General features: G+C 66.7%; 24 protein-coding genes. 11 read left to right on the top strand and 13 right to left on the bottom strand.

What is annotated here, in order from left to right; genetic code table 11:
* Positions 1-29: 29 nt before the first annotated feature.
* The 7 genes from ABS767_RS00515 to ABS767_RS00485 all read right to left on the bottom strand — a co-directional run bounded on the left by ABS767_RS00515 (position 30) and on the right by ABS767_RS00485 (position 7,023).
* Complete coding sequence (locus ABS767_RS00515) at positions 30-920, bottom strand: PilZ domain-containing protein (RefSeq protein WP_408076408.1); 891 nt, start codon at positions 918-920, stop codon at positions 30-32.
* Between the two features lie 131 nt (positions 921-1,051).
* Positions 1,052-1,540, bottom strand: coding sequence for a cyclic pyranopterin monophosphate synthase MoaC (moaC, locus tag ABS767_RS00510; protein ID WP_408076407.1), 489 nt, complete (start codon positions 1,538-1,540; stop codon positions 1,052-1,054).
* Positions 1,537-2,322, bottom strand: a complete 786-nt coding sequence (gene trpC, locus ABS767_RS00505; protein ID WP_408076406.1) for an indole-3-glycerol phosphate synthase TrpC — start codon at positions 2,320-2,322, stop codon at positions 1,537-1,539. The genes moaC and trpC overlap by 4 nt, the downstream gene beginning before the upstream one ends.
* Positions 2,319-3,314 carry an anthranilate phosphoribosyltransferase gene (gene trpD, locus ABS767_RS00500; RefSeq protein ID WP_408076405.1) on the bottom strand — a complete coding sequence of 332 codons (996 nt, stop codon included), beginning with the start codon at positions 3,312-3,314 and terminating at the stop codon, positions 2,319-2,321. The genes trpC and trpD overlap by 4 nt, the downstream gene beginning before the upstream one ends.
* Before the next feature lie 69 nt (positions 3,315-3,383).
* On the bottom strand, positions 3,384-4,625 hold the full coding sequence (locus tag ABS767_RS00495) for a chloride channel protein (protein WP_408078624.1): 1,242 nt from the start codon (positions 4,623-4,625) through the stop codon (positions 3,384-3,386).
* A gap of 69 nt (positions 4,626-4,694) precedes the next feature.
* The gene (locus ABS767_RS00490; protein WP_408076404.1) at positions 4,695-5,279 is read right to left on the bottom strand and encodes an anthranilate synthase component II; all 585 of its coding nucleotides are present in this window, start codon (positions 5,277-5,279) and stop codon (positions 4,695-4,697) included.
* Between the two features lie 118 nt (positions 5,280-5,397).
* On the bottom strand, positions 5,398-7,023 hold the full coding sequence (locus ABS767_RS00485) for a phosphoenolpyruvate carboxykinase (RefSeq protein WP_408076403.1): 1,626 nt from the start codon (positions 7,021-7,023) through the stop codon (positions 5,398-5,400).
* A gap of 231 nt (positions 7,024-7,254) precedes the next feature.
* Here ABS767_RS00485 and ABS767_RS00480 point away from each other — a divergent pair, with 231 nt between their 5' ends.
* From ABS767_RS00480 to ABS767_RS00430, 11 genes are all read left to right on the top strand, one after another.
* Positions 7,255-7,965: a response regulator gene (locus tag ABS767_RS00480; RefSeq protein ID WP_408076402.1), complete on the top strand. Its 711-nt coding sequence runs from the start codon at positions 7,255-7,257 to the stop codon at positions 7,963-7,965.
* Positions 7,934-9,526 (top strand): sensor histidine kinase, encoded by a 1,593-nt coding sequence (locus ABS767_RS00475; protein WP_408076401.1) that lies wholly within the window; start codon positions 7,934-7,936, stop codon positions 9,524-9,526. Before ABS767_RS00480 ends, ABS767_RS00475 begins: the two co-directional genes overlap by 32 nt.
* A gap of 24 nt (positions 9,527-9,550) precedes the next feature.
* Positions 9,551-9,988 carry an HPr kinase/phosphorylase gene (locus ABS767_RS00470; protein WP_408076400.1) on the top strand — a complete coding sequence of 146 codons (438 nt, stop codon included), beginning with the start codon at positions 9,551-9,553 and terminating at the stop codon, positions 9,986-9,988.
* Positions 9,985-10,905: an RNase adapter RapZ gene (gene rapZ, locus ABS767_RS00465; protein ID WP_408076399.1), complete on the top strand. Its 921-nt coding sequence runs from the start codon at positions 9,985-9,987 to the stop codon at positions 10,903-10,905. Before ABS767_RS00470 ends, rapZ begins: the two co-directional genes overlap by 4 nt.
* A gap of 24 nt (positions 10,906-10,929) precedes the next feature.
* Positions 10,930-11,337, top strand: coding sequence for a PTS sugar transporter subunit IIA (locus tag ABS767_RS00460; RefSeq protein WP_408076398.1), 408 nt, complete (start codon positions 10,930-10,932; stop codon positions 11,335-11,337).
* Positions 11,334-11,606 (top strand): HPr family phosphocarrier protein, encoded by a 273-nt coding sequence (locus ABS767_RS00455; protein ID WP_300499465.1) that lies wholly within the window; start codon positions 11,334-11,336, stop codon positions 11,604-11,606. The genes ABS767_RS00460 and ABS767_RS00455 overlap by 4 nt, the downstream gene beginning before the upstream one ends.
* Positions 11,606-12,412 (top strand): TrmH family RNA methyltransferase, encoded by an 807-nt coding sequence (locus ABS767_RS00450; RefSeq protein WP_408076397.1) that lies wholly within the window; start codon positions 11,606-11,608, stop codon positions 12,410-12,412. The genes ABS767_RS00455 and ABS767_RS00450 overlap by 1 nt, the downstream gene beginning before the upstream one ends.
* A 107-nt stretch (positions 12,413-12,519) precedes the next feature.
* Entirely contained in the window at positions 12,520-12,747 is a 228-nt protein-coding gene (locus tag ABS767_RS00445; protein ID WP_408076396.1) for a hypothetical protein, read from the top strand.
* A 52-nt stretch (positions 12,748-12,799) separates the two neighbouring features.
* Positions 12,800-14,230: a cysteine--tRNA ligase gene (gene cysS, locus ABS767_RS00440; protein WP_408076395.1), complete on the top strand. Its 1,431-nt coding sequence runs from the start codon at positions 12,800-12,802 to the stop codon at positions 14,228-14,230.
* The gene (locus ABS767_RS00435) at positions 14,227-15,162 is read left to right on the top strand and encodes a D-2-hydroxyacid dehydrogenase (RefSeq protein WP_408076394.1); all 936 of its coding nucleotides are present in this window, start codon (positions 14,227-14,229) and stop codon (positions 15,160-15,162) included. The genes cysS and ABS767_RS00435 overlap by 4 nt, the downstream gene beginning before the upstream one ends.
* A gap of 123 nt (positions 15,163-15,285) precedes the next feature.
* Positions 15,286-16,446, top strand: coding sequence for a mechanosensitive ion channel family protein (locus ABS767_RS00430; RefSeq protein ID WP_408076393.1), 1,161 nt, complete (start codon positions 15,286-15,288; stop codon positions 16,444-16,446).
* A 62-nt stretch (positions 16,447-16,508) separates the two neighbouring features.
* On the opposite strand, the gene ABS767_RS00425 is transcribed toward ABS767_RS00430, so the two are convergent.
* The 6 genes from ABS767_RS00425 to ABS767_RS00400 all read right to left on the bottom strand — a co-directional run bounded on the left by ABS767_RS00425 (position 16,509) and on the right by ABS767_RS00400 (position 23,160).
* Positions 16,509-18,323: a DUF885 domain-containing protein gene (locus ABS767_RS00425; RefSeq protein ID WP_408076392.1), complete on the bottom strand. Its 1,815-nt coding sequence runs from the start codon at positions 18,321-18,323 to the stop codon at positions 16,509-16,511.
* A gap of 12 nt (positions 18,324-18,335) precedes the next feature.
* On the bottom strand, positions 18,336-19,811 hold the full coding sequence (locus ABS767_RS00420; RefSeq protein WP_408076391.1) for a UdgX family uracil-DNA binding protein: 1,476 nt from the start codon (positions 19,809-19,811) through the stop codon (positions 18,336-18,338).
* Positions 19,812-19,820: 9 nt separating this feature from the next.
* Positions 19,821-21,074, bottom strand: a complete 1,254-nt coding sequence (locus ABS767_RS00415) for a putative DNA modification/repair radical SAM protein (protein WP_408076390.1) — start codon at positions 21,072-21,074, stop codon at positions 19,821-19,823.
* A 126-nt stretch (positions 21,075-21,200) separates the two neighbouring features.
* Positions 21,201-21,707 carry a hypothetical protein gene (locus ABS767_RS00410; RefSeq protein ID WP_408076389.1) on the bottom strand — a complete coding sequence of 169 codons (507 nt, stop codon included), beginning with the start codon at positions 21,705-21,707 and terminating at the stop codon, positions 21,201-21,203.
* A complete protein-coding gene (locus ABS767_RS00405) occupies positions 21,704-22,174 on the bottom strand; it encodes an NfeD family protein (protein ID WP_408076388.1) in 471 nt (156 codons plus the stop codon). Before ABS767_RS00405 ends, ABS767_RS00410 begins: the two co-directional genes overlap by 4 nt.
* Positions 22,174-23,160 carry an SPFH domain-containing protein gene (locus ABS767_RS00400; RefSeq protein WP_408076387.1) on the bottom strand — a complete coding sequence of 329 codons (987 nt, stop codon included), beginning with the start codon at positions 23,158-23,160 and terminating at the stop codon, positions 22,174-22,176. Before ABS767_RS00400 ends, ABS767_RS00405 begins: the two co-directional genes overlap by 1 nt.
* Between the last annotated feature and the right edge of the window lie 95 nt (positions 23,161-23,255).

Genomic DNA, 23,255 nt, shown 5'->3' with positions numbered 1-23,255 from the left:
TTAGCGGCGACGGTGCCCCGGGTCGAGCGTCAGCGCGGGCGCGCCGCGTCGCTCAGCAGCCCCATCTCGTGCGGACGCAGCGGCAGGCGAAATTCGGCGACGTGGCGTGCGCCATGGCATTCGATCACGCGGATCGGCCAGCCGCCGATCTCCGGCAGCGACAGCCACAGGCTCGACAGCGGCTCGAACTCGGTATCGCTTTCGAATTCGACCAGCGCATTGCTGAGCGACAGGACCTGCGCATTCCACCAGCTGCTGCCCGACCGGACATGGCTGGCGATTTCGAGCTTGAGCGCGTTCTTGACCGCGCCGAGCGGCGAGGGTGCGATGTCGGGCTTGGGCGCGGTGAGGGGCGGGCGGCGATCGGCGACCTGGCGCAGCCAGGGCATCAGCAGTTGCCAGCCGATCTCCTCGAAAAAGGCGATGCCGGCCTGCCCCTGCTCGGTCCAGCGAATCTCGCCCTGGATCGGTCGCAGCCCGTCGAGCGTGATCTCCACCGCCTCGCCGACTTCCAGCGCGACGCGAGTCTCCACGCCCAGTCCTGCGGGGGAAAGGTTGCGGGTCCAGGCGAAATCCACCTGGCCGCCATGGCGGATGCACAGCCGCTGGCGCAATTCGATGCGCGGCATCTGGCGGCGCTCGGCGGGCAGCGCGGCGAGACAGCGGGCGAGCGCGCCGACCACGTCCATCGGTTCGTCGAAGCGGAAGGCGAGCGCAGCGGGGTCGTCACCGACGATCGCGCCCTCGACCGATAGCCCGAACGGCAGCTCGATGGTCGCGCGTTCGCCATGCGTCACCGCGCCGCGCACCGACAGCATCGCGCCTTCGGACGTCAGGCGGTGGACGAAGCATTCGCGCTCCCCGGCGTCCGCACTGACCAGCCGGGCTCTGGACGAGTCCGCATGGCCCTCACGGGCCACGGGCTCGAGTCCCCCGGAGAGGGAGAAAATGGTCGAACGCGCCGAAACCGACATAAAGCCCCACAACTGAACGCAACGGACTTGCGCGCGGTGCAATCAAGATTTGCTAAGCGATCGGGGTAGACGCGGGATTAACTCTGGCTACCGGGTTGTTCCGGGGTCCAGTCGCCGGACTTGCCGCCGCGCTTCGCGATCAGGCGGATCGCGCCGATCTCCATCGCGCGGTCGATCGCCTTGGCCATGTCGTAGATGGTGAGCAACGCGACCGAGACTGCGGTCAGTGCTTCCATCTCCACTCCGGTGCGCCCGTTGAGCGCGACGGTGGCGGTCGCGGTGACGCCGGCTTCGTCCGGGGCGAGATCGAGGGTGATCTTGGTCAGCGCGAGCGGGTGGCACAGCGGGATGAGTTCGCTGGTCCGTTTCGCCGCCATGATCCCGGCGATGCGCGCGGTGGCGAGCACGTCGCCCTTCCTGACCAGGCCCGCGCGAATCGCGGCGGCGGCGGCGGCCGACATGGTGATGCGCCCCGTGGCGACGGCTTCGCGCTGCGTTTCCGTCTTCCCGCCGACATCGACCATGCGCGCGGCGCCGGTCGCGTCGAGATGGGTGAGCTCGCTCACCCCACCATCGCCCGCGTCGCCGCTACCATGTCCGCCTCGCGCATCAGCGCTTCGCCGATCAAGAAACAGCGCACGCCACGTTCGGCCATCGCGTCGAGATCGGCGCGGCCGGTCAGGCCGCTTTCGGCGACGAACGTGCAGCCCTCCGGCGCGCGACCGACCAGTTCGTAGGTGCGCTCGAACGAGACGCTGAAGTCCTTGAGATTGCGATTGTTGACGCCGATCAACCGCGATTTCAGCGCCAGCGCACGGTCCAGTTCGGCGGCGTCATGCACTTCCACCAATACGTCCATTCCGAGCCCGATCGCCGCATCCTCAATCTCCCCCATCTGCTCATCGTCGAGCGCGGCGACGATGATGAGGATGGCGTCGGCACCGATCGCGCGCGCTTCCAGCACCTGCCACGGATCGATCATGAAATCCTTGCGCAGCACCGGCAGCTTTACCGCGGCGCGGGCGGCAATCAGGTAGGATTCATGCCCCTGGAAATAGGTGAGGTCGGTCAGCACCGACAGGCACGCCGCGCCCCCGGCCTCATAATCCTGCGCATGCCGGACCGGATCGAAATCGGTACGGATCAGCCCGCCCGACGGGGATGCCTGCTTGATCTCGGCAATCAGCCCGTATCCGGTAGCAGCCTTGGCATCGAGCGCGGCGCGAAATCCGCGCGGCGGGGTCTGCGCCATGGCCAGCGCCTCGATTTCGCTCAGCGCATTGGCGGCCTTGCGCGCGGCAACCTCCTCGCGCTTCGTTTCCAGGATCGTGTCCAGCATCGTAATCATGCGGCAGCGATCCAGCAGTCGAGGAGTGCCTTGGCAAGCCCCTTGTCGATCGTTTCGGCGGCTTCCTCTGTGCCTTCGCGCAAATCGGCGGCCTCGCCGGCGACGACGAGCGCGGCGGCGGCGTTGAGCAGCACGGCGTCGCGATAGGCGCCGTGCTCGCCATCGAGCAGGCGGCGGAGCGCGGCGGCATTCTCCCGCGCGTCGCCGCCGCGCAGCGCGGAGAGCGGATGCGTCTGCAGCCCGGCATCGGCGGGGGTAATGCGTGCGGGCAGACGGACATCGCCGACGCTGACCGCCAGCGAGCCACCTTCAGGCGAGAGTTCGTCCAGCCCCTCTTCGCCCGCAACGATCGCCGCGCCCGTGACCCCCAGCTGCTCCAGCGCCTCGGCATAGACGGGGGCGTAGTCGGGACGGGCGATGCCGATCAGCTGGCGCTGTACACCGGCGGGATTGGCGAGCGGCCCCATCAGGTTGAAGATCGTCCGCCGTCCGATGCGCCGCCGGATCGGGGCGATGCGGGCGAGCGCGGGATGGTGCTTCGCGGCGAACAGAAACGCGATGCCGAGATCGTTGAGATGCGCTTCCGCATTCGCCGCAGCGCGGTCGAGGTCGAGACCCAGCGCCTCAAGCGTATCGGCGGCGCCCGACTTGGAGGAGGCGGCGCGGTTGCCATGCTTGGCGACCGGCACCCCAGCCGCGGCGACGACGATCGCCACCGCGGTGGAGACGTTGAGCGTGTGATGTCCGTCGCCCCCGGTGCCGCACACGTCGATCGCGGTGTCAGGCGCGCTGACCGGGATCACCCGATGGCGCATTGCGCGCGCCGCCTCGGCGATCTCGATGCTGGTTTCGCCGCGCTCGGACAGGGCGATCAGAAACCGTTCGATTTCCGCCTCGGCCGCGGTACCGTCGAGGATATCGGCAAAGGCCTGCGCCGCGCTTTCGCGCGCGAGCGGGGTCGCGGGGTCGGGGAGGAGGCTGAATGTCGTCACGCCGCCTCTATTCCGGGGCGCGCGCGGCGAGTCGAGCAATTCCTGCTACCGCGCGGCCAAGCGTGACGCTCAGGCTTTGGCGCCACTGCCGCCGACGAACCGTTCCGCCAGCTTGTGATACAGGCGGTCCTTGCACACCAGTTGCGCTGCGAAGTCGGCGACCAGCGCGGTGGCGAGCAGGGGCATCATCAGCCCGCGGCTGGCGGTCGTCTCCGAAATGATGATGACCGCGGTCAGCGGCGCGCGCACGACGCCGGTAAAATAGGCGACCATGCCGAGCAGCACGATCGCGCCGGGCGGATAGCCGGGGAAGACGCTGCGCAGCATGTCGCCAATTCCGGCGCCGACCGACAGCGAGGGCGCGAAGATGCCGCCAGGCAGGCCCGAGACCGCCGTAGCCAGCGTTGTGACGAACTTGGCGGCGCCGAACCAGAGGGGCACGTCGTCGCCCGCGATCACCGCATTGGCGGTCTCGTAACCGGTGCCCCAGGTCAGCCCGCTGACGACGCCGATCACCGCGACCAACACGCCGCAGGCGGTGGCAAGCAGGATCGGCCGCGCGCGCAACGCCGCGAACGGGCGCCACAGCGTCGTCCCGGCGCCGAGCATCAGCCGCGCGAACAGGCCGCCCATGACCCCGCCGAACACCCCCGCGACCGGCGCCGCGATCAGCGCCTGGCTGATATGCAGCGTCTGGCGCATCACGCCGAAATAGACATAGTCGCCCGCGATGCCGAGGCTCACCATGCCCGCGATCAGCACCGCTGCCATCACCAGCAGCGTCATGCGCTGCTCATAGGCGGCGGCGAGTTCCTCGATCGCGAAGGCGACCCCGGCGAGCGGCGTGTTGAACGCCGCCGCGACGCCCGCCGCGCCACCGGCGATGAACACCGATGCACGCAACGGGATCCCCATCAGCCGATGGGCATAGCCCATGATGCTCGCCGCGATCTGCACCGTCGGCCCCTCGCGTCCGACCGACGCGCCGAAGACCAACGTACCGATAGTCAGGAAGAATTTGACGATCGCGGTGCGCGCGGAGACGAGGCCGCGCATTCCCCGCTCGGGGTCGCGCGCGGCCGCGATGACCTGCGGAATGCCCGATCCGCGCGCGAGCGGAGCGAAGCGGCTGGTCGCCCAGGCGAATCCGGCGAAGCCCGCAGGAGTGATCAACAGCGGGATCCACCACGCTGCCTGCACCATCGCGTGGAACAGGTTCGCCGCCGCGTCCGCCAGGCTGGCGAACAGCAGGGCGATCAGGCCGATCAGGATCGCGCCGCCCAGGATTGCGATGCGGCGGCGCCAGATCATCTCGCGATCGCCATAACGGCGCGCGAGGACGTTCAGCCTCCGGAGCAATCGGGGTGCGCGCCGCATCCCTCAGGCAGGAACCGCGGCAGCGATGCCGGCGATCCTCAGAAAATTCGCCAGCATCGCATGGCCATGTTCGGTCGCGATGCTCTCAGGGTGGAACTGTACCGAATGGATCGACAGCGCGGCGTGGCGGAAACCCATCACGCTGCCGTCTTCTGCCCTCGCGTTGACCACCAGCGAGTCCGGGATGTCGGTGACGATCAGCGAATGATAGCGCGTGGCGGTGAAGGGGGAGGGTAGGTCCGTGAACAACCCCGTGCCGTCATGACTGACCGGGCTGGTCTTGCCGTGCATCAGCCCGCCGCGCACCACCTTGCCGCCGAAATGCTGGCCGATCGCCTGATGTCCCAGGCACACGCCGAGCAGCGGCTTGCCTGCATCGGCACAGGCGGCGACGAGATCGAGGCTGATTCCCGCCTCGTTGGGCGTGCAGGGGCCGGGCGAGAGCAGGAACGCCTGCGCGTTGCTGGCTATGGCCTCCGCCGCGGTCAGCGCGTCGTTGCGTACGACCTTCACCTCGGCACCCAGCTCCATCAGGTAATGGACCAGGTTCCAGGTGAAGCTGTCGTAATTATCGATGACGAGGATCATGGAATCGGCGCTAATCGCTTCCTTGCGGAAATGCCATAACCTCCAGATCCTCGGCGCGACACGATACGGCGGCGGTCACCGATCGGGTTCGATGCGCCCCGATCGATGACCCGGTGTTTCAGGCCGCTTCCGTCGCGTGTTTCCGGCTCTGGGGAGCGGCCTGAAGCACCCCATCGTCGACATGCTCCGCAAACTGGGCGAAGTTGGCGACGAACGCGTCCACCAATGTGGCTGCGGTCGCGTCATAGTCGGCCTTGTCCGCCCAGGCAGCGCGCGGGTCGAGCATGTCCGGATCGATCTCCCCGACGGCCACCGGCACCATGAACCCGAAATTGGGGTCCTTGCGGAACTCGGCGTCCTTCAGGCTGCCATCGAGCGCCGCGTTGAGCAGTGCGCGCGTCACCTTGATCGGCATGCGCTTGATCCCCGGCATCGTCGCCTTGCCGCCGCTCCAGCCGGTGTTCACCAGCCAGCAGTCCACGCCGCCCTTCGCGATCCGCTCTTTCAGCAGATTGCCATAGACCGACGGGTGACGCGGCATGAACGGCGCGCCGAAGCAGGTCGAGAAGGTCGCGGTCGGCTCGGTCACACCGATCTCGGTCCCCGCGACGCGCGCGGTATAGCCCGACAGGAAGTGATACATCGCCTGATCCGGGGTCAGCTTCGCGATCGGGGGCAGCACGCCATAGGCGTCGGCGGTGAGGAAGATGATGTTCTTGGGAACCGGCCCCAGATTATCCGCGCTCGTGTTCGGGATGAAGTCGAGCGGGTACGAGCCGCGGCTATTCTCGGCGAGGCTGTTGTCGTCGAAGTCGAGCTCGCGCGTTTCGGGGTCCATCACGACATTTTCGAGCACCGTGCCGAAGCGCTTGGTCGTGGCGAAGATCTCCGGCTCGGCCTCCGCCGAGAGGTTGATCATCTTGGCGTAGCAGCCGCCTTCGAAATTGAAGACCGCGGTATCCGACCAGCCATGCTCGTCATCGCCGATCAGCGTGCGACTGGCGTCTGCGGACAGGGTGGTCTTGCCCGTGCCGGACAGGCCGAAGAACACCGCCGTGTCGCCATTCGGCCCGATATTGGCCGAACAGTGCATCGGCATGATGCCCTTGGGCGGGAGCAGATAGTTGAGCAGGCCGAACACGCTCTTCTTCATCTCGCCGGCATAGGCGGTGCCGCCGATCAGGATCAGCTTTTCGGTGAGGTTGACCGCGATCACCGTCTCGCTGCGGCAGCCATGCTTGGCCGGATCGGCGCGGAAGCTGGGCAAGTCGATGATCGTATATTCATGCTCGAAATCGCGCAGTTCCGACTCTTGCGGGCGGACCAGCAGGGTGCGGATGAACTGGCTGTGCCAGGCATATTCGTTGACGACGCGCACCTTGACGCGATGCTCTGGCTGCGAACCTCCATACAGGTCCTGGACGAACAGCGTGTCCTTGGTGCCGAGGTGCGACAGGAAATCGGCCTTGAGCGCCGCGAAATGCGCGGGCGTCATGCCGACATTCGTGCTGCCCCACCAGACGGTGCCCTCGGTTTCCGCATCTCGGACGATGAACTTGTCCTTGGCGCTGCGCCCGGTGTGCTTGCCGGTTTCGACCACCAGCGGCCCATCCTTGGCCAGGCGTCCTTCGCCGCGCTTCAGCGCATGCTCGACCAGTTGGGCCGGCAGCAGGTTCCAGTGGATGGTGGTCCCAGCCGCGACGCCCAGCGCGTCCAGGCCGATTTTCGGCTTGCGATCCGTCACGTTTCTCTCCTCGTCGCAATCCGCCCGGCGGGCGGCTGCATTCGTATGCATTGAATCGCGCATAGGCAGCGGCAAAAAGGAGGGTCAACAACAGTAACCGGTGTCATTTCAACCCTAAGCCTCTATTTTCGTGAGACAACGTTGACCTGTTGCCGACATGCGGCGCTGTCGCGTGGGGATCGTTGTCCGCCCCCCGTTGAGCCTCGCCCCGCATTCCGCTAGTCCCGTGCCATGACCGCAACGATCGCGCTCGTCGATGACGACCGGAATATCCTGACCTCCGTGTCGATCGCGCTGCAAGCCGAGGGCTTCGTGACGCGCGTTTACTCCGATGGCGAGGCGGCGCTGAAGGCGCTGGTCGACAATCCGCCGGACCTTGCGGTGCTCGACATCAAGATGCCGAAGATGGACGGGCTGGAGCTGCTCCGCCGGCTGCGCGAAAAGAGCCAGATCCCGGTGATCTTCCTCACCAGCAAGGATGACGAGCTGGACGAGGCGCTGGGCCTGGCGATGGGCGCCGACGATTATATCGCCAAGCCGTTCAGCCAGCGCCTGCTGATCGCGCGCATCCGCGCGATCCTGCGGCGAACAGAAGCGCTCGCCGTGCCCGTCGGGGAAGAACCGGCGCAGGAGGCCCAGCCCGTACTCGAACGCGGGCCGCTGAGGATGGACCCAGCGCGGCACAAGGTGACCTGGAAGGGCGACAATGTGACGCTTACCGTCACCGAGTTCATGATCCTCGAAACGCTCGCCCAGCGCCCCGGCATCGTCAAGACGCGCAACCAGCTGATGGACGCGGCCTATCAGGACGACATCTATGTCGATGACCGCACCATCGACAGCCATATCAAGCGCGTGCGGCGCAAATTCCGGCAGGTCGATCCCGAATTCGACGCGATCGAGACCCTTTATGGCGCCGGATATCGCTTCTCCGACGAATAGGCCCGCTGCCCCGGGCGACGAGCGGGATCTGGCGCTGCGCTGGTCGGCGCGGCTCAGCCTCACGCCGCGCATCCTGGCGGTGAACATCTTCGCGCTGGCGATGCTCGCTGGCGGTTTCTTCTACCTCGACAGCTATCGCGCGCGCATCGTCGACAGCCGTGTAGCCCAGGCCAGCCGCGAGGCCACGCTGATCGCCCAGGCGATCGCTTCGACGCCGAAGATCGATCGCGACGCGCTGATCCTGCGCCTCGCACGCACCAGCGGCAGCCGCATCCGCATCTATGACCGCGCGGGCCGGGTGCAGCTGGACACTCGATCGATGGGGCTCGCCAACGTCGTGCTGCGCGATCCCGACAAGGATCCGTGGGGCCAGATCGCAGCGCGCTTTCTTGACGCGGTGATCGACAAGGTAGCGGGCGCCGATCGCGTGTCGCAATTCCGCGAACGCGCACCGGACAGGGGGCTGGACTGGCCCGATTTACGCACCGCGTTCGATACCGGCGGCGCGACCGCGACCGTGTGGCGCGCGCCGGACCGCACACCCGTCATCACCGCTGCAGCCCCGTTCAGTGCTGACGGTGCGGTTTTCACCACCGTGAATGCGCGCGACATCACCCAGACGGTGCGGGTCGAGCGCTTTCGCCTTGGCGTTGTGTTGGGCGTGGCGGTCGGCCTGTCGGTGTTCCTGTCGCTGTTCCTCGCGCGGACGATCGTGCGGCCACTGCGTCGCCTGGCGCGCGCGGCGGTACGGGTGAGACTGGGACGCGCGCGCGAAGTGGTGGTGCCGCGCCTGCCCGAACGTCGCGATGAAATCGGCCATCTCGCACGCTCGCTCTCCGACATGAGCCTCGCGTTGCGCGCGCGGATCGATGCGACCGAGGCCTTTGCCGCCGATTTGACCCATGAGCTGAAGAATCCATTGGCGTCGCTACGTTCGGCCGTGGACAGCCTTTCGTCGATCCGTGACCCGGCGCTTCAGGAAAAGCTGCTGGCGGTAGTGCGTGACGACGTGCTGCGGCTCGACCGGCTGATCAGCGATATTTCCGAAGCGTCGAGGTTGGACGCGCAGCTGTCCCGCGCCAAGTTCGATCCCATCGATCTTTCCGCGATGATCGCGGGACTGATCGCGCAACGCGAGACGCGGGGGGTCGAGCGCGGCGTGCGGCTGCGGTTCGATCGACCCGTCGACATCCTGCCGATGGTGATGGGTGAGGGCGCGCGGCTCGAGCGGGTGTTCGAGAATCTGATCGACAATGCCATCTCTTTTTCGCCGGAGGGCGGGACGGTCGCACTGTCGCTCGCGGTGCGTGGCGAGATGCTCGAGGCGCGAGTGGAGGACGAAGGCCCCGGGGTGCCGGAAGACGCGCGCGAGGCGATTTTCCGACGCTTCCACTCCGTCCGACCCGATACCGAGGAATTCGGAAAGCATTCGGGACTAGGGCTTGCGATCGCACGGACCATCGTCGAAGGCCATCAGGGCTCGCTCGGCGTGGAATCGCGTGAAGACCGGATGCATGGCGCACGATTCGTCGTGCGGCTGCCGCTGGTGCAACCGGCATGACGTATCGGAGGTTATAAGAGACCCGTGGCGATCCTTTCTTCCGAAACGCTTCACGCGACCAGTGTGGCGATCGACGGGCGCGCTGTGCTCATCGAGGGGCGCTCGGGCGAGGGCAAGTCCGATCTGGCGCTGCGCCTGATCGATCGTGGTGCGCTCCTCGTCGCGGACGATTACACGATCTGCGCGCGGACGAATGGCGTGCTGCACGCCTGCGCGCCGGCCAACATCGCCGGGAAGATCGAGGTGCGCGGCATCGGCGTGGTCGCAATGCCGCATGCCGATCGCGCGCCCATTGCACTGATCGTCTCGATCCTGGATGCGCCGCCGCGCATGCCCGAGGGGCCGCGCACGCGCCGCATTGCCGGAGTGGACGTGCCAGAGGTGATGCTTCCCGCGCTCGAGCCCTCCGCCCCGATCAAGATCGAACTGGCGTTACGCCATATCGCGGCGACTGGAGCATGAAGACGCGTCGGCCCAAGCAAATCCTGCTCGTCACCGGCATGTCGGGCGCGGGCAAGTCGACCGTGTTGCGCACGCTGGAGGATCTGGGCTGGGAGGTGGTCGACAATCTTCCCCTGCTGCTCCTCAACCGCCTGCTCGATACCGAACCGCCCGAGGGCATCGATGGAGACGACCGGCCGCTTGCCTTTGGCATCGGGACGCGCACGCGTGCGTTCGATGCCGAGAGCATCGTGCGTCGGATCAAGAAGCTGCGCGATGAGCGCGGTTACGACATGGGAACCTTGTTTCTCGATTGCTCGGGCGCCGAGCTCGAACGTCGCTATTCGGAAACGCGCCGCCGCCACCCGCTGGCGCTGGACCGCCCGGCCAGCGACGGCATTACCCGTGAGCGCGATCTGCTTCAGCCGTTGCGGCGCTGGGCCAATCGCGTCATCGACACGAGCAACCTCTCGTCCAACGACCTTGCGCAGCAGATTCGCAAGACCTTTTCCGGGCCCGGGCTCGGCGAGACCGTCGTTTCGATCATGTCCTTCGGCTTTGCGCGCAGCATTCCCGCTGGCGCCGATCTCGTCTTCGACATGCGCTTCCTACGCAATCCGCACTGGGTCGAGTCGCTGCGGCCGGGGACCGGAAAGGACGCAGACGTCGCCGCCTATGTGGCGGGCGACCCTGCTTATGACGAGGCGCTGGAGCGGATCGAGGGACTGATCGAACTGCTCCTGCCCCGCTATCAGGCGGAGGGAAAATCCTATGTTACCATCGCCTTCGGCTGTACCGGGGGGAGACACCGGTCGGTCCATGTCGCCGAACGGGTCGCTGCGCGGTTGCACGCGGCTGGATTTTCGCCCACGGTGACGCATCGTGACTTGCAGACCGCGCCGCAGGACTCGCTAGAAGGCCCGCCGGGTGCAAAATGAACCGCATGGGACAAGCGTAAAGACATGATTGGACTGGTACTCGTGACGCACGGGCGGCTCGCGGAGGAGTTCGTCGTCGCGATGGAGCATGTCGTGGGCAAGCAGGATCGAATCGCGACGATCTCGATCGGGCCGGAGGACGATATGGAAGGCCGCCGCGCCGATATCGCCAAGGCGATCACCGCGGTCGATGGCGGTCGCGGGGTCATCGTGCTCACGGACCTGTTCGGCGGAACCCCGTCCAATCTCGCCATCTCCCTGATGGAAGCGGGCAAGATCGAGGTGATTGCCGGCATCAACCTGCCCATGCTGATTCGCCTCGGCGGTGCGCGGAAGACGATGAAAGTTACGGAAGCGGTGGCGGCGGCGCGCGAAGCGGGGCGTAAATACATCACGGTTGCGTCCGAAGTGCTTGGCGAGGCCGCTGCTTGAGCCGCGTCAGCCGGACCGTCCTGATCGGCAACCGCCGCGGGCTGCACGCGCGTGCCAGCGCCAAGTTCGTCACGCTCGCCTCGTCGCAGCCGTGCGAGCTGACGGTCGAGAAGGACGGTAACGCGGTCACCGGCACGTCGATCATGGGGCTGATGATGCTGGGCGCGGCGATGGGCGACACGATCACGATCAGCGCCACCGGCGACGGCGCCGAGGATGCGGTGCTCAAGCTGGTCGAACTGGTCGAGGACCGGTTCGGCGAAGACTGATGCCCCGCGAGATTACCGCCTTTTCCAACCCGCTGGTCAAGCGGGTCCGGTCGCTGCGCGACAAGAAGCATCGGCGCGACGAAGGGCTGTTCCTGGCCGAAGGGCTGCGCATCCTGACCGAAGCGCGCGAGGCGGGGCATCTGCCCGCCTATCTGTTCTTCGCCAAGGGGCATGACAGCCACCCGCTCGCGCAGGAATTGATCGCCGCGACCGAGGGCGCGGGCGGCGAGGTGATCCAGACCGACAGCGATATCCTCTCCAAATTGTCGGGTAAGGACAATCCCGGCGCGGTGGTCGGCGTCTATGCCGAGCTGCCGACCGAGCTTTCGCGTATCGACCGGACCGCCGCGCCGATCTGGCTGGTGGCGGAGCGGCTGCGCGATCCCGGCAATCTCGGCACGATCCTGCGCACCGCCGATGCGGTCGGCGCCGGCGGGCTGATCCTGGTCGACGAGTGCGTCGATCCGTTCAGCGTCGAAGCGGTGCGCGCCAGCATGGGCGCGCTGTTCACGATCCCGATCGCGCGCGCACCCTGGGCCGAGTTTCATAACTGGCTGCGCAGCGGACCCAGCCAGCTCGTCGGGCTCGCACTCGACGGTGCGGTCGATTATCGCGCACCGGACTTTGCCGCCCCGGTTTTCCTGCTGACCGGGAACGAGGCGCAGGGCCTGCCCGACGCCTATGCGCAAGCCTGTGACATCCGGGTGAAAATCCCGATGCTGGGCAAGGCCGACAGCCTCAATGCCGCGGTCGCGACCGCAGTCATGGCCTATACCGTTCTCGACCGAATTCGTCCCTCGTCCTGACGTCAACACTGTTGCAGTTTGGCGACACCCGATCTGCCACATCGATACATGCTCGGAACAAATTCGCGATTCCGTGCGTCGAGTCGAGCAAGTCTGGAGACGAGCCGATGTTTTATGACACGACCCCCTTCACCGCCGCGAACAGCGGCTATCGCATTGCCTTTCGCCCCGGCGAGCAGAATATCTGTCCGGGATGCGGCCAGTCGCACTGGTCGATCGGGCGGATGACGGCCGAATGCGCGTTCTGCGCGACCGCGCTGCCGATCAACAATGGCGGCAGCTTCGGCGCCGGACGCTTTCATACGAGCCAGTCGACCAATCCGCTTGCCGCGTGATGCGTGCGCGGCGGCGGTTTGACCGCCGCTGCTGCCGCGCTATTGCGCTGGCATGACCGGCGCACCTCTCACGCTCTACAACAGCCTCACCCGCGCGACCGAGGCGTTCGCGCCGATCGACCCCGCCAAGGGCGTGCGCGTCTATTCCTGCGGACCGACGGTCTATAGCGACCCGCATCTCGGCAACCTGCGCGCCTATGTGTTCACCGACACGCTCAGCCGCGTACTGCGCTGGAAGGGATATCCGCTCACCCATGTCCTCAACATTACCGATGTCGGGCATCTGACCTCGGACGCCGATGCGGGGGAGGACAAGATGGAGGCGGCGGCGAAGCGGCGCGGGCAGAGCGCGTGGGACATTTCGCGCCATTACGCGGACGTGTTCCGCCGCAACCTGCGCGACCTCAACATCCGCACCCCCGATCATATGCCGCTGGCGACGGACTATGTCGCCAAGATGATCGATTTCGCCAAGGGGTTCGCCGAGACCAACTGCTACCAGCTCGACAGCGGGCTCTATTTCGACAGCACGACAGTGCCCGATTACGGCAAGCTGTCCGGCGGGCAGGACGATGCCGGCGAGGGCCGGATCGAGAGCGTCGAGGGCAAGCGCCATCCGCAGGACTTCGCGATTTGGCGCACCACCCCGCCGGGCGAGACGCGGCAGATGGAGTGGGACTCGCCATGGGGCCGCGGCGCGCCGGGCTGGCACCTCGAATGTTCGGTGATGAGCGCGGAGCTGCTCGGTCTGCCGTTCGACATCCACACCGGCGGGATCGACCATCGCGAGATCCACCATGTCAACGAGATCGCGCAGAACCAGGCGCATTGCCGCTGCGGCGACAGCGGTGCAAAGATCTGGATGCACAACAACTTCCTGGTCGATCGCGGCGGGAAGATGTCGAAATCGAAGGGCGGCATCGCCACGCTCGACGCGCTGGTGGCGAAGGGCGTGCACCCGCTTGCCTATCGTCTGATGTGCCTCAGCGCGCATTATCGCAGCGAACTCGAGTTCAGCGCGGACAACCTGCTCGCGGCGCTGGTGCGCCTGCGCCGGCTGGTCCTCGCGGCGGAGAAGTTTCGCGAGGCGGAGGGCAAGGGCGGCGGTAACGCCGCGGGCTATCTCGAGCGGCTCGACGCGGCCATGTCCGACGATCTCAACACGCCTAAGGCGTTGCCCGTGCTCGAGGAGCTGCTCGCCGACAAGCAGCTGGGGCAGGAAGCCCGGCTGATGACGCTTACACAGTTCGACACCGCGCTCGGTCTCAACCTGCTCGACCTCAGCCGCGCCGACCTGCGCGTGCGCCCCGCCGATGCGCAGGTGACCGAGGCCGAGATCGAAACGCGCCTTGCCCAGCGCAGGGAGGCCCGCGCCGCCAAGGACTTCGCACGATCCGACGCGATCCGCGATGAATTGCTCGGCGCCGGGGTCGAGGTGATGGACGGCGACCCGCTCGGCTGGGACTGGAAGGTCGACCTATGAAGGCAGTCCTTCCCGCACTCGCCCGGCCGCTGATCGAAGCCGGTCTGCCCGCCGAAATCGATGCGCACTGGTTTACCAGTCGCGAGGAAGCGTTGGCTATGATCACCGACGCCGATGTCGGCTGGGTCGACATGAACCGCCCCGGCTGGACCAGTGAGGTCGCCGCCGCGGGTGCGCGGCTCAAATGGCTTTCGACCGTCTATGCCGGGATCGACGCGTTCGACACCGCGCTGCTCAAGGCGCGCGGCACGATCCTGACCAACGGAAGCGGGATCAACGCCATCGCGGTCGCCGAATATGCGGTCATGGGAATGCTGGCAGCCGCCAAGCGATACGATGAGGTGGTGCGCAGCGCCGACCGACGCGAATGGCCGACCGCCGCGCCGGGCAGGGTCGAGCTGTTCGAAACGCGTGCGCTGATCATCGGATATGGCACGATCGGCCGAATGATCGGCGAGCGACTGGCGGCGTTCGGCGTCGCGGTGACCGGCGTCACCCGATCGGGTCGCGATGACACGCTTTCGCCGGACCAGTGGCGGGACCGGATCGGCACGTTCGACTGGGTCGTGCTGGCCGCCCCCTCGACCGATGCCACCAGTGCGATGATCGGGGCGACGGAGCTGGCGGCGATGAAGCCGGGCGCCTGGCTGATCAACATCGCGCGCGGTGACATGATCGATCAAGATGCGCTGATCGCGGCGCTGGAGGGACGACAGATTGCGGGCGCGTTCCTCGATGTCGTCGCTCCCGAGCCACTGCCCGCCGACCATCCGCTGTGGACCGCGCCCAATGTCCTGCATTCGATGCATTTGTCCGGGCGCTCGCAGACGAAGATGTTCATGCGCGCCGCCGCGTTGTTTCTGAAGAATGCGGAGGCTTTCGTTGCGGGAACGCCGATGACGAACGTCGTCGATCTCGACGCGGGATACTGATCGCCGCTTTGGACGCCCGGCGCATGGGAGCCTGAACGATCGCCGGCTCGCTCATGTGAAGCGGTGCGGGTCAGGGGAAACGCGACAAATGGAACCGCACCGGCGCGGAGACATTATGTTGCAATGCAGCAGATTTTGCCTCGCAGCTGGGATGTCCCGGTACAGCTGGCCGACGGGCTGACGGTCGTCGTCGCCGTATTGCTTGCGCTTGGCCTGCACTCGATCGCGATGGGGGTTGCGCGAAAGATTGCGGGACGGACGCCGGAGTCCGTCGACGACGTCTTCGTCGAGGCGGCGGCGCGGCCCGTGCGCTGGATTCTCGTCGCGCTTGCGCTCGCTTCGGTACGGCCGTTGCTCCATCTGGACGATGGCGCCAGGACGCTCTGGGGGCAGGCAGCTGGAATGATCGTGCCCCTGCTGCTCGGCTGGCTCGCGATCAACTTGATCCGTGCCGGCGGCAAAGCGGTCGAACTCTCTGCCGACATCAGCGTCGCCGACAATCTGCGGGCGCGCCGTCGCCGTACGCGGAGCGCGATCCTCACGCGCATCGCGGTATTCGTGGTCGGCTTCGTCACGGTCTGCCTGATGCTGCTGTCGATCCCCAGCGTACGGTCGGTCGGGGTCACGCTAATGGCGTCGGCCGGGCTGGTCGGGCTGGCGGTCGGCGCGGCGGCACAACCCGCGCTCAAGAATATCATCGCCGGCGTGCAGATGGCGTTCACCGAGCCGATCCGGATCGACGACGTGGTGATCATCGACGGCGAATGGGGGAAGATCGAGGAGATTCGCCTGACCTATGTCGTCGTGGCGATCTGGGACGAACGGCGACTTGTGGTGCCCGTATCGAAGTTCCTGGAGGAGAGTTTTCAGAACTGGACGCGATCGACCAGCCATCTTCTGGGCTCGGCGTTCTTCTGGCTCGACCCCACGGCGGACATCCCGCGGCTGCGCGCCAAGTTCGAGGAAGTGGTGCGCGCCAATCCGCGCTGGGACGGGCGCGGCTATGTCCTGCAGGTGACCGACACCAAGCCGGACGCGATCGAAGTCCGTGTGCTGGCCACCGCCAAGGATGCGCCGACCACCTATGATCTGCGCTGCGACCTGCGCGAGGCGATGCTGGCATTCATCCGCGACGACATGCCCGAAGCGCTGCCGCGTGGCCGCATGGAGATCGGGCGGCCCGGCTGGGCCGATCCCGCCGAACCGCCTGCCCCCGCGCCATCGGGCGAGGAGGGCGCGAGCGGCGGGGCGGGGACTATTCCCGAGGGAAATCCGGCGGACTAACGCGCCGATCGCCGCCGCCCCGGTCCTGCGTGCCGCGGCGGCGCGATAACTTCAGACCGCGATCACACCTTTCGTTCGGCAATATGCCGGTCGATCACGCTTTCGAGCACGGTCAGCGGCACGCTGCCGCCCATCACGACCGCGTCGTTGAACGCGCGGAAGTCATAGGCGTCGCCGAGCGCGGTCTTCGCCTTGGTGCGCAGCGTGTTGATCTCGGTATGGCCGAGCTTGTAGCCGCATGCCTGGCCCGGCCAGCTGCAATAGCGGTCCACCTCGCCGGTGACCTCGTCGACCGACGAACCGTTGGCGGTCGCGAACCAGTCGATCGCCTGCGCGCGCGTCCAGCGCTTGGCGTGCAGGCCGGTATCGACGACGAGGCGGCAGGCGCGAAAGGCGAGGCTCTGGAGATAGCCGAGCCGGCCGACGGGATCGTCGTCATAGGCGCCGAGTTCCGCGCCGAGCTGCTCGGCGTACAGCGCCCAGCCTTCGGTATAGGCGTTGAACGAAAGCAGTGAGCGCACCAGCGGGAGCTTGAAGGTATATTCGCCCTGCCACGCATGACCCGGGATGCCCTCATGATAGGCGAGCGTGGGCAGGCTGTAGCGGGTGTGGAGATGCGTGGTGCGCAGGTTGAGCCAGACGCGCCCCGGCACGGTGCCGTCGATCGATCCCGCGCCGCCATAGGCGCCCGGCGCGCCGGGCTCCTCCGCGAGCGGGAGGCGCTTCACCTCGACATTGCCCTTGACCAGTGTGTGGAACGCCTGCGGCATCTTGGCGCGCATGTCCTGGATCGTCTTGGTCATGAAGGCGAGGATTTCGCGGCGGCCCTCGTCGGTATTCGGGTAGAGATATTTCTCGTCCTTGCCGAGCGCGGTCATGCGCGCGCCGACCGTGCCTTGGCTGTAGCCGAGCTTGCGCAGGATGCCGTCCATTTCGGACTGGAGCGCCTTCAGCTCCTCCTGCCCGGTGCGGTGGACCTCGTCGGGGGTCATCGTCGTGGTCGTGCCTGCGCGCAGTGCCCAGGCATAATAGGCATCGCCGTCGGGGAATTTCCACACGCCGGCGTCGGAGGTCGCCTTGGCGCGGTGGCGCTTGAGTTCCGCGATCTGGCGGTCGAGCGCGGGGGCGACCTTGCCCGCGGCGATCTTCGCCGCCTCGGCCGCCTGGCTGCCGCTGACCGGCTTCTTGGCGGTGAAATTCTCGATCAGTTCCCATTTGTCGGCATCGGTGCCGCGCGTCAGCGCGATCTGCTTCAAACATTTGTCGAGCAGGAAGTCGGGCGCGATCACGCCCTTGTCGTATGCGACCTTGAGCCGTTCGGTTTCGCCGTCGATCTGCCCCGCCCAGCCGTCGAGCCGCGACAGCCAGCTTGCCGCATCCGCGGCGCTCTCGACCTTGTGCTCGTTGTCGAGGAAGCGCGGCATGTCGAGATAGGCGCCGACATTCTGGACGACGACATAGGGCGCGTTGCGCCATCCGCCGACGGCAACGTCGCCATAGGGGAAGGCCATGCCGTCGAGGCCGATCTGGAACGCGGTGCGGACCGCGTCGACATTGGTCCGCATCACCGGCGACAGCGCGTCGCGGTCGAGCGCATCGAACTGTGCGACGCGGGCACGCAGGCCGTCCGCGACGCGCTTGCGGCCGGCGATGCTGCGATCCTCGACCATTGAGCGCAGATGCGCGCGCTCGCCCTTGTCGATACCGAGCGAGGTCGCGGCCTCGGGCGTGTTCGCCAGCAGTTGTTCAGCGGTCGCATCGAGCAACTTGCCCGCCGCCGCGTCCGCCGACGGGGCGGCCGGGCGGGCGCAGGCGGGGAGCGCGGGCAATGCGGCGAGGCTGGCGGTGCTGCTGAGAAACTGGCGGCGAGTGGTCATGCGGTCTCCGGATTACGCTGGAGGAATGGTTGCGTGCGTAACGGTAGCGGCAAGGCCGGGGGGCGTCACCCCCCACTCCTCGGCCAGCTGCCGCGCCGCCGCCAGATCGCGCACGAAGCGTTCGCGTTCGATCCCGCGCGCCTGTTCGTCGGGGAGGCGCAGCAGAAAGCTGGGGTGGACTGTGACGATCATTCGCCGCTCGCCGAGCGGGAGCGGACCGTCGCGCAGCGGGGCGAGCGCCTGCTTGCGTCCGGTCAGCGCGTGGACCGCGGTGGCACCGAGCGCGACGACGACCGCGGGATCGACCAGCCGGATTTCCTCGTCCAGCCACCAGCGATAATGGGCGATGTCGCCGGCGTTGGGCGTCTGGTGCAGCCGCCGCTTGCCGCGCTCGCTGAATTTGAACCGCTTCACCGCATTGGTGAGATAGGCGCCGGAGCGATCGACCCCGGCCGTAGACAGGCATCGGTCGAGCAATTGGCCGGCCGGCCCGACAAAGGGGCGGCCTTCCACATCCTCGACATCGCCGGGCTGCTCGCCGACGAACATCAGCCGCGCCGAAGCGGGGCCTTCGCCGACCACGATCCGGTCGGAAAAGTCGGGTGATGGGGGGACATCGTCGCGCACGATCGCCGCATTGAGCGCAGCGAGCGTCTCGAACCGGCCCGCCGGTGCGCTCTCTTCCGCAATCGGCAGTCGATCTTCGTCCCGCGCTCGCTTCACCATCGCCTCGACCCTTGCGCCTGCTGCCCGTAGCAGCGGTTGAAACAGCATCGCCTCGGGAAGGTTGCGCCAGTATTTGACCGGCATCTCCTTTTTCATCGCCGCCACCTTAACCCGAGCGGGGTTGAAGATGCTGGAATAATAGGCGCGCCATTCGTCCTCGATCGTATCGCTGTCGGGCACGTCCGCGCGCGTGCCGCCGGGGCCGGTCGTCAACGCGGCGCCGTCCCATGCGATCGTCGCCTCGGGCGTGACGATGATCCAGTCCATCCCCGCGAAGCGATCGCGGAAAAATCCAGCGACGGCGCGGGTGATGTGATGTTCGGGTTCGAACCATGCCGCGAATTGTTCGCGTCCCCCGGCTGAGCCGATTTTGCGGAAGCGGACAAAGGCATGCATCTTGTGCATGTCTCGCCGCACCGACTTTGCCATGGCGTTGATCGCGATCATGTCGCGGTCGGCGGGGTTGGCGTGCAGCGTCGGTGTGGTGCGCAGCCGCCACAGCAGGCGATAGGCCAGCGCGAACCGGCCGGGATCGTGGTGGAGCAGCGCGACCCGCAGGAGACTCAATAGCGCGCGCGGAACCCGGACCTGGGATTCGGTGTCGGAACAGGGAATCGGAGACGACGGGAACAGGTCGCCCGACCCGTCGCCGTCGACCCGCCATGCGATCTGTGCGGGCGGGACCGCGGCATTCAGAAACCGCCGCGCAGCATCGCGCCACCCGGCGAAATCATCCTCAGCCTCGAGTCGTGCGACATGCATCGATGCGCCTCATGCCTCGAACAGCGACAGCTGCGCCGGGCGCGGCGGCGGGATCAGGCGCTGCTTGAGATCCGCCCGGTCGAGCAACGCGGTGGGGCGCCAATCGGCGGCGACGATGAACGGCCGGATCTTGCGCAGCGACTGACACAGCCGACCGACATCGGCGAGCGCCAGCCGCTGGTGCCGCCGTGCCGCGATCAGCCGATCGACCACGCGCGCACCGAGCCCAGGAACGCGCAACAGGCTTTCGCGCGGCGCGCGGTTGACGTCCACCGGGAACAGGTCGCGGCGCTGCATCGCCCAGGCGAGCTTGGGGTCCATGTCGAGCGGGAGCCGCCCGTCCTGCATGGTCGCGGCGATCTCGCCGACCGAAAAGCCGTAGAAGCGTAGCAGCCAGTCCGACTGGTACAGCCTGTGCTCGCGCATCAGCGGCGGCGGCTGCGCGGGAAGCGTGCGGCTCGCATCGGGGATGGGCGAAAACGCGGAATAATAGACGCGGCGAAGGCCAAACCGTCCATAAAGCTGCGCGCTGGTGTTCAGCACCGTCTCGTCGCTGCTGTCGTCGGCGCCGACGATCATCTGCGTGCTCTGGCCGGCAGGGGCGAAAACCGGCGCCTTGCGCGATTCCTTGCGCTCCGCCTTGGCCGTGCTGATCCGCTTGCCCAGATCGCCCATCGTTCGGCGGATGCGGCCGCCATCCTTTTCCGGCGCGAGATCGCGAATGCCCGCGTCGCTCGGCAATTCGATGTTGATCGACAGCCGGTCGGCATAGCGTCCAGCCTGGGCGATCAGGTCGGGATCGCCCTCCGGAATCGTCTTGAGATGGATGTAGCCGCGGAAGTCGTGATCCTCCCGCAGGCGCCGGGCGACCTCGACGATCTGTTCCATCGTATAGTCCGGGCTACGGATGATGCCCGACGACAGAAACAGCCCTTCGATATAGTTGCGCTTGTAGAAATCGAGCGTGAGGTCGACCACCTCGTCGACGGTAAACGCCGCGCGGCGGACGTTCGATGACGAGCGATTGATGCAATAGGTGCATTCGAACATGCACATGTTCGTCATCAGGATCTTGAGCAGCGAAATGCAGCGACCATCGGGCGCATAGCTGTGACAAATGCCGATCGCAGTGGTCGATCCGATGCCGCCCTTCGCCCCGTCGCGCGAATTGCGCTTCTGCGCGCCGCTTGAGGCGCACGAGGCGTCATATTTCGCCGCGTCGGCGAGAATCTCCAATTTTTCGAGGCGACTAAGCTTTGCCATTGTTCGCTGTATGTTCTTTTTGCGAGCGCGGTTCAAGCCGAATGTGACAGGCGGTGCGGCGGACCGAGGGCGTGCGACGGCGGGGCGAAAGCCGGTGGGAGTGATCGGGCAATTACCCGCGCCGGTTCACCATGCGCAGACGGTGAATTCATCGCCCGACCAGCAGGCGCGGTCGCTTGCGAGGCGCTTGGCATAGCCCCAGCGTGTCATACCGTCCTTGGTCATGCCGGTCACTTGCGCATTTTCGCCGCTCACCCCGACGCTGACCGTGGTCACCGGATCGTCGCCCGTCCAGAAGGGCTCATCGCCTTCGCGCGAGACAGTGAAATGGCCGCCCTTTTCCGATTTGAACAGGCACGGCCCCTCATAGGAATCGCCTTTGGTCGGGTTGCCGTCGTCGTCATATCCGCCGTGCGAGATCGCGCATTTGGCGCGCTTCCCGCTCTGCACACTGGCGACGGGCTCTGCGAGAGCGACCGGAGCGGGCGTCGCGCTCGGCGCGGGTGCCGGCTCGGACACGACTGGTGTGGCCACAGGCGCGGGCACATCCTGCGCACCATTATCCGGATCGGGCGCGGTCGAGCAGGCGCTGATCGCCAGGGCGAGCGCGGGAATCGCAAAATGGGCCTTCATGTCGTGGGGGTTTCCGAGATGGTCCGGATGCGATCGACGACTACCGCGCCCCCGCGCACCGCGACGATCCGTGCCTTTTCGCCCGGGGCGAGGTCGGGGCCCTCGGCCGGCCATTCGCCGTCGCCGACGCGGACGCGGCCGGTTCCGCCGACGATCGCTTCGACCACGGTCACGCTCTGTCCGATCATCCGCGCGGCGCGGTTGTTGAGATCGGGGTCGCTGCTCGGGACCGGATTGGCCCCATACCAGCGCTTGCCGATCAGCACCGCGACCGTCGACCAGGCGGCGAAGCTGATGAACTGGCCGATCGCGCCCAGCTCCGGGAAGATCAGCGCGAGAATGCCCGTCGCCGCCGCGCCGAGTGCGAGGAAGGTCAGATAGACGCCCGGGATCAGCAGCTCGCAGATCGCGAACAGCGCGGCGATGATCAGCCAGATAAATCCGGCCTGTTCGGACACCCAGTCCATCACTCCTCCGGATTGGCCAACGGCGACTGGCGCATGCGGGTCGGCTTGTCCGGCGGGGCGGCAGGCGGTTCGATCTTGCCCAGCGCGTCCTTGGCCAGCTCACCGATCCCGCCCAGCGTGCCGATCAACTGGGTCGCCTCGACCGGGAACAGGATCGTCTTCGCGTTGGGACTCGTCGCGAACTTGCCGACCGCTTCGACATATTTCTGCGCGATGAAATAGTTGAGCGACGCGGCCGAACCGCCTTCGACCGCCTGGCTGACCAGCTCGGTCGCCTTCGCCTCGGCCTCGGCGGCGCGCTCACGCGCCTCGGCGTCGCGGAACGCGGATTCCTTGCGGCCCTCGGCCTCGAGGATGCGGGCCTGCTTCTGGCCTTCGGCGCGCAGGATCTCCGACGCGCGGCTGCCCTCGGCCTCGAGGATGTTTGCGCGCTTCTCACGCTCGGCCTTCATCTGCCGCGCCATCGCGTTGACGATATCGGCGGGCGGGCGGATGTCCTTGATCTCCACGCGCGTGATCTTGACGCCCCAGGGGGTGGTCGCGTGATCGACGACGTTGAGCAGCCGCGCATTGATCTCGTCACGCTTCGACAGCGTTTCGTCGAGGTCCATCGATCCCATCACGGTGCGCAGATTGGTGGTGACGAGGTTGAGCAGCGCGACATACAGGTCGCTGACCTCATAGGCGGCCTTGGGCGCCTCCAGCACCTGGAAGAACACGACCCCGTCGGTCGAGATCATCGCATTGTCCTTGGTGATGATCTCCTGCCCCGGAATGTCGATGACCTGCTCCATCATGTTCACGCGGCGGCCGACGCGGTAGAAAAAGGCGGGGTAGAGATTGAACCCCGGCGTCGCGACGGTGGTGAAGCGGCCGAAATGCTCGATCGTGTAATGATAGCCCTGTCGCACTATCTTGATGCTGGCGAACAGGTACATCAGCACCAGCAGCATCAGGACGAAAAAGGTGCCGATCGTGAGTTCCATTCCGCGTCCCCGTTCTGTCTGTCGGATCAAGCATGGCTTGATCCGGTTCGGCGCCAGCCCGCTCCCCCACCCGGCCACCCAAAGGATACTGGCGT

It is taken from the genome of Sphingomonas plantiphila (assembly GCF_046000505.1).
GTDB classification, from domain to species: Bacteria; Pseudomonadota; Alphaproteobacteria; order Sphingomonadales; family Sphingomonadaceae; genus Sphingomonas; species Sphingomonas plantiphila.
Note: the sequence above shows the minus strand (reverse complement) of the source record. Positions and strands in the feature narration are given on the sequence as shown.